A 7,005-nucleotide genomic window follows, 5' to 3' on the forward strand; every position below is an offset into this window, starting at 1 on the left:
TTTCTCAATTGTTTCATTCGTGTTTCATGAAACGTAATTGGTTCATTATGAAACAGATAAGTTTTTCTATCAATGGTGCTTTTCTACAGGTTAATAAATATTTTTAATGTTATTTTTAATTTAAAAAACAAGATATTAACTTTTAAATCGAATTTATCTTTTTAATCTGCCCGTTATTTTTGACTTGGTTGGTACACCTATTGCTAGGTAACAAATGTGTTTCATTATAATAACAACGAGGTCGTATATGACACTTTCCTCTGCCGGCTTAGCATTTCGTCAGGCGATAGAAGCTGAATCTCCACTACAGGTTGTTGGCGCCATTAATGCGAATCATGCGTTACTGGCAAAACGGGCTGGCTATAAAGCTATCTATCTGTCTGGTGGTGGTGTATCGGCGGGTTCGTTGGGGATGCCTGATCTGGGAATTTCAACGCTGGATGATGTGTTAACAGATATCCGCCGTATTACAGACGTATGCGATTTGCCATTGTTGGTGGATGCTGATATTGGTTTTGGTTCCTCTGCCTTTAATGTAGCCCGTACAGTGCGCTCAATGATTAAAGCGGGGGCTGCGGGATTGCACATTGAGGATCAGGTCGGTGCGAAGCGTTGCGGTCATCGCCCAAATAAAGAGATTGTATCCAAAGAAGAAATGGTTGATCGCATCAAGTCCGCAGTCGATGCTCGTACAGATGAGCATTTTGTCATTATGGCTCGTACTGATGCTTTGGCTGTTGAAGGATTAGCAGCGGCCCTTGATCGGGCAAAAGCCTATATCGAAGCCGGGGCGGACATGCTGTTTCCTGAAGCGATCACTGAATTACATATGTATCAAACATTTGCGTCAATAACCGGGGTTCCAATACTAGCCAACATCACTGAATTTGGCGCGACTCCACTTTTCACGGTTGAAGAGCTGAAAAGTGTGGACGTCTCTATTGCGCTTTACCCGCTTTCTGCTTTCCGGGCAATGAATAAGGCGGCCGAGCAGGTTTACACAACACTCCGTCGCGAGGGGACACAGAAGAGTGTGATTAGCATGATGCAGACTCGCAACGAGTTATACGAAAGCATCAATTACTACGATTTTGAACAAAAACTGGATCTGCTTTTCTCCAAGAAAAAATCTCAATGACGGACGGCTCCACCTGATATTCGTCGTTTTATATGGCATAAAAACAGTAGAGGTGATACCCATGAGCGAACAGAACTCGATGACTGAGTTGACTACTTTCAAGCCTAAAAAATCTGTAGACCTTTCTGGCATCAGTGCGGGTAACACGGCGCTTTGTACAGTTGGAAAAACCGGTAATGATCTGCACTACCGAGGTTACGATATTCTTGATCTTGCAACCCAGTGTGAATTCGAAGAAGTTGCATACCTACTGGTTCACGAAAAATTGCCTTCCCGTGCTGAGTTGGCTGCCTATAAAACGAAACTAACTGCATTGCGAGGTCTGCCGGGTAGTGTAAAGGCAGCACTGGAAACATTGCCCGCAGCCGCTCATCCGATGGATGTTATGCGTACCGGAGTCTCTGTTCTGGGTTGTACATTGCCTGAAAAAGACGATCACAACCTCGCGGGAGCGCGTGATATTGCTGACAGATTATTGGCTTCTCTCAGCTCTATGTTGCTCTACTGGTATCACTATAGCCACAATGGACGCCGCATTGAGGTAGAAACTGATGATGAGTCGATAGGCGGACATTTTCTGCACCTCCTGCATGGTAAAAAGCCCAGTGAATCGTGGGAAAAAGCCATGCATACCTCCTTGGTCCTTTATGCCGAACATGAATTTAATGCTTCGACATTCACCAGTCGGGTTATTGCAGGAACTGGCACAGACATCTACTCTGCTATCGTCGGGGCGATTGGTGCGTTGAGAGGGCCAAAACACGGTGGAGCAAACGAAGTCTCTTTTGAAATTCAACAGCGCTATGAAAACCCTGATGAAGCAGAGAGTGATATTCTGGCTCGCTTGGCGAAAAAAGAGGTCATTATCGGTTTTGGTCATCCGGTTTACACCATTTCCGATCCCCGTAACAAAGTCATTAAAGATGTGGCTCTGCAACTTTCTAAAGAGGCAGGAACCACCAAAATGTTTGATATCGCGGATCGATTAGAAGCGGTGATGTGGGCCAATAAAAACATGTTCCCGAATCTTGATTGGTTCTCAGCGGTTTCCTATCACATGATGGGCGTACCAACGGCGATGTTTACACCATTGTTTGTGATTGCCCGCACAGCGGGATGGGCTGCTCACATCATTGAACAACGTATTGATAACAAAATTATTCGCCCTTCAGCCAATTACATCGGGCCAGAAAATCGCGTACTTACACCAATTGATAAACGCGGATAACGTTCTTTTTGGCGCAGGGATTCCTGCATGAGTGTTTTTTAACAAGGAATTATTATGTCTACCTCTGTTGCAAGCAATCGTCGTGAATACGATCAGGTGATTGTGGATATTGTGGATTATGTTATGGGATATTCCATCACCTCATCCGTTGCTTATGAAACTGCGTATTATTGCTTTCTGGATACGTTAGGTTGTGGATTAGAGGCATTGGAATATCCGGCCTGTAAAAAATTACTAGGGCCGATTGTGCCGGGGACAGTGGTGCCTAATGGTGTGCGTGTGCCGGGAACCCAGTTTCAACTCGATCCGGTACAGGCGGCGTTTAACATTGGTACGATGATCCGCTGGCTAGATTTCAATGACACATGGCTTGCGGCTGAATGGGGACATCCGTCTGATAACCTCGGCGGCATTCTGGCAGTAGCTGACTGGCTATCGAGAAATGCCGTCGCTGGTGGGAAAAAGCCGCTCACGATCAAAGATGTTTTAACGGGCATGATTAAAGCACATGAAATTCAAGGATGCCTTGCACTGGAGAATGCATTCAATAAAGTCGGCTTAGATCATGTTGTGCTGGTAAAAGTGGCTTCAACCGCAGTCGTTGCTGAAATGTTGGGGTTGAATCGGGAAGAGATCCTGAGCGCGGTATCATTGGCTTGGGTTGATGGTCAATCGCTGCGAACTTACCGTCATGCACCCAATACCGGTTCCCGTAAATCTTGGGCTGCTGGCGATGCAACATCTCGCGCGGTTCGTTTGGCTTTGATGGCGCAAAAGGGTGAAATGGGATATCCCTCGGTATTAACCGCAAAAACGTGGGGATTCTATGATGTTCTGTTCAATGGTCAGCCTTTCAAATTCCAGCGTGCCTATGGCTCTTATGTGATGGAAAACGTGCTGTTCAAAATTGCTTTCCCGGCAGAATTTCATGCGCAAACTGCGGTGGAAGCTGCAATGAGTCTGCATCAACAATTGAAAGATGCGGGTCAGACCATCAATGATATTACAAAGATCACCATTCGAACCCATGAAGCTTGTATACGGATTATTGATAAACAAGGCCCGCTAAATAACCCTGCGGACAGAGACCACTGTATTCAGTACATGGTTGCGATTCCTTTGATCTTTGGTCGTCTCACTGCGGCGGATTATGAAGATAGCGTTGCGGCAGATCCCCGCATTGATGCATTGCGGGAAAAAATAGTGTGTGTTGAGGATCTTGATTTTACTCGTGATTATCACGATCCGGAAAAACGTTCTATTGCTAACGCATTAACTATTATGTTTGCAGATGGTAGCCAGTTTGATGAAGTTAAAGTTGAATTCCCTATCGGCCATGCTCGCCGCCGTGAGGAAGGCATTCCATTATTGCTGAAAAAATTCAGAACTAACTTGGCGCGGCAGTTCCCTGAAACGCAACAGAAAAAAATCCTGTCTGTTTCCCTTGACCGTCAGTTACTGGAAAACATGCCTGTAAACGAGTACCTCGATTTGTACGTTATTTAGATTTGTAATGCTATCAGCGGCCGCTCTCCCAAAGTGCCGCTTTATCATCTATGGCAGCACTAGGAGAGATTATGTCATTCAATGCTTTTTATCAGCAATCTATTGATGATCCCAATGCATTCTGGGCTGAACAGGCGCAACGTATTTTCTGGCAACACCCGTTTGAGCAAGTGCTGGATTATAGCAATCCTCCCTTTGCTCGTTGGTTTTGCGGGGGAAAAACTAACCTATGTTACAACGCGTTGGATCGCTGGCTGGAAAGCCAGCCTGATGCTAAAGCGCTGATCACCATCTCAACAGAAACCAATAGTGAGAAAGTATTTACTTTCAGGGAACTACATCAGGAAGTGAATCGAGCGGCTGCGATGATGCTCTCTTTGGGGGTAAAAAAAGGCGACAGAGTTCTGGTTTATATGCCTATGATTGCCGAAGCGCTGTTTGTTTTGCTCGCTTGTGCTCGTATTGGCGCCGTTCATTCGGTTGTCTTCGGTGGCTTTGCTTCTCAGAGCCTTGCTACGCGGCTGGATAATGCGGAACCGGTGTTGGTAGTATCTGCCGATGGAGGATCGCGCGGTGGAAAAATCATTCCTTACAAGCCATTGTTGGATGAAGCTATTGAACTGGCGAACCATAAACCTCGCCATGTGTTGATGGTTAACCGTGGGTTGGCGGAAATGGTTTGGGTGCCGGGGAGAGATATTGATTTCGTTACCTTGCGGCAAGAACACTTTGATGCTGATGTGCCAGTGACTTGGCTTGAATCAAATGAAACCTCTTGTGTGCTTTATACATCCGGCACCACAGGTACGCCAAAGGGCGTGCAGCGTGATGTTGGCGGTTATGCCGTTGCCTTGGCAACATCTATGGATATCATTTTTGGCGGTAAAGCGGGTGAAGTGTTTTTTAGCACCTCAGATATCGGTTGGATCGTCGGCCATTCTTATATTGTTTATGCTCCTCTAATTGCAGGAATGGCGACGATTATGTATGAGGGGTTGCCGATACGACCAGATGCGGGTATTTGGTGGAAAATAGTAGAAAAATATCAAGTAACACGAATGTTTTCAGCACCTACAGCTATTCGTGTACTGAAAAAATATTCGGTTGAATGTATTGGTAAATACGATATTTCATCACTTAAGTCATTGTATTTGGCGGGAGAACCGCTAGATGAGCATACTGCCCGCTGGATTGCTGAGGCTATCAACGTCCCTGTTATTGATAATTACTGGCAGACCGAAACAGGTTGGCCGATTATGGCGATCGCTCGTGCTTTGGATGACAGACCGAGTCGATTTGGCAGTCCTGGCTTTCCGATGTATGGCTTTCATGTCAAGCTCATCAATGAACTGACTGGCAAAGCGTGTGGTGATAATGAAAAAGGCATGCTGGTTATTGAAGGACCTTTGCCCCCGGGTTGTATCCAAACTATCTATGGTGATGATACACGCTTTATCAACACCTATTGGCGACATTTCGATCATGCTGTTTATTCCACATTCGATTGGGGTATCCGTGATAGTGATGGCTATTATTTTATTTTGGGGCGTTCGGATGATGTGATTAATGTGGCCGGGCACCGTCTGGGAACGCGGGAGATAGAAGAGTGTATCGCCAGCCATGAAGATGTTGCCGAAGTGGCTGTTATTGGCATTAAGGATGCCATCAAGGGGCAGGTTGCAGTTGCTTTTGTTGTTCTCAAGGATGGGAAGGAGATCCAGAATGCCGCGCATTTTGCTGCTTTGGAAAAGGTTTTGATGGGTTTGGTGAATAAACAAATTGGCAGCGTAGGCCGCCCGTCACGGATCTATTTTGTCTCGCAGCTACCTAAAACACGCTCAGGAAAAATGCTCCGTCGAACCATGCAAGCAATATGTGAAGGGCGTGAACCCGGCGATCTCTCCCTGATTGAAAATCCTGCTGCATTGGAGGTCATTCGGGAGGCTGTTTTTACTAAAACATAAGTATTTTTTATGTTTTTAATGGGTTGATAAATCAATTAGGCTATTTATTGCCGCCAGGCGCATAATAGGCATTTGACTTCCTGAATGATTTCGTCTGTTAAGTACAACTATACCCAATGGATTTCAAGATGCATCGCGACGGCAAGGGAGCGAATCCCCGGGAGCATAGATAACTCTGTGACCGGGGTGAGTGAGTGCAGCCAACAAAGAGGCAACTTGAAAGATAACGGGTATATAACGTTTGTTAATTAGCGCCCAGGGTAAAAATAATAGCAATGTTAGTCGGTAAGGTTTCTTTTTAACATATTAAATTTTTTATTTTTTTGATTAGTGTTTGACTTTTACTAGTGTTTTGTTTGTATTAATGTTCAGCCTGTGTTAACGTTCCTTTCGTTCTCTAAATATAAACAATTGTTCCAAGTAGTGTTTTACTTTTGCCTTCACATGAGTTGGCTGGCTATTATTGTGCCAATAGTATATCGAAGTAGAGAATTAAATAGTACGATGTTAATTGCCTGAAATTTGCTAAAATGTATAACCGTAGCAGATTTAGCGATTGTGCTATTGAAAAAATAGATATTAGGAATATGCGGAGTTATGTGGTTACAAAACCATTATGTCAATGCAAATCTATTATAAAGGTAAATTACTGATAACAATTAAGAGCTATAATTAGTAATTAAAGGTAACAATTTTAGGTAATAATTACGGATAGAAATTACAAGTAATAGAAATAGATGTTTTTTAGAAAAATAAATGAGTGAATAAAATAGTGATGTGATGAATTGCGCTTCAAACCTATACCCAATGGATTTCAAGATGCATCGTGACGGCAAGGGAGCGCATCCCTGGGAGCATAGCGAATTATGTGACCGGGGTGAGTGAGTGCAGCTAACAAAGAGGCAACTTGAAAGATAACGGGTATAAACTAAAGATTATAATGAGAAAGTTACAAAGGAAATAAATTTTTTAGTTATTATATTATGATTAACCCAATATATACCCTATGGATTTCAAGTTGCATCGCGACGGCAAGGGAGCGAATCCCCGGGAGCATAGATAACTATGTGACCGGGGTGAGTGAGTGCAGCCAACAAAGAGGCAGCTTGAAAGATGACGGGTATAAACAGGTTGCTCCGACTTATACCTTATGGATTTCAAGATGCATC

The 7,005-nt window shown here is 44.2% G+C and carries 4 protein-coding genes; all 4 read left to right on the forward strand.

Annotated features, from left to right (window positions below):
* Positions 1-247 precede the first annotated feature (247 nt).
* The 4 genes from prpB (at position 248) to V2H77_RS05875 (ending at position 5,836) form a co-directional block, all read left to right on the forward strand.
* On the forward strand, positions 248-1,138 hold the full coding sequence (prpB, locus tag V2H77_RS05860) for a methylisocitrate lyase (RefSeq protein ID WP_341498063.1): 891 nt from the start codon (positions 248-250) through the stop codon (positions 1,136-1,138).
* 61 nt (positions 1,139-1,199) lie between these two features.
* On the forward strand, positions 1,200-2,366 hold the full coding sequence (prpC, locus tag V2H77_RS05865; RefSeq protein WP_341498064.1) for a bifunctional 2-methylcitrate synthase/citrate synthase: 1,167 nt from the start codon (positions 1,200-1,202) through the stop codon (positions 2,364-2,366).
* 54 nt (positions 2,367-2,420) lie between these two features.
* A complete protein-coding gene (locus V2H77_RS05870) occupies positions 2,421-3,872 on the forward strand; it encodes a bifunctional 2-methylcitrate dehydratase/aconitate hydratase (RefSeq protein ID WP_341498065.1) in 1,452 nt (483 codons plus the stop codon).
* A 50-nt stretch (positions 3,873-3,922) separates the two neighbouring features.
* Positions 3,923-5,836 carry a propionate--CoA ligase gene (locus tag V2H77_RS05875; protein ID WP_341498066.1) on the forward strand — a complete coding sequence of 638 codons (1,914 nt, stop codon included), beginning with the start codon at positions 3,923-3,925 and terminating at the stop codon, positions 5,834-5,836.
* Positions 5,837-7,005 lie beyond the last annotated feature (1,169 nt).

The sequence above is a fragment of the Photorhabdus sp. P32 genome, assembly GCF_038085095.1.
Classification (GTDB): domain Bacteria; phylum Pseudomonadota; class Gammaproteobacteria; order Enterobacterales; family Enterobacteriaceae; genus Photorhabdus; species Photorhabdus luminescens.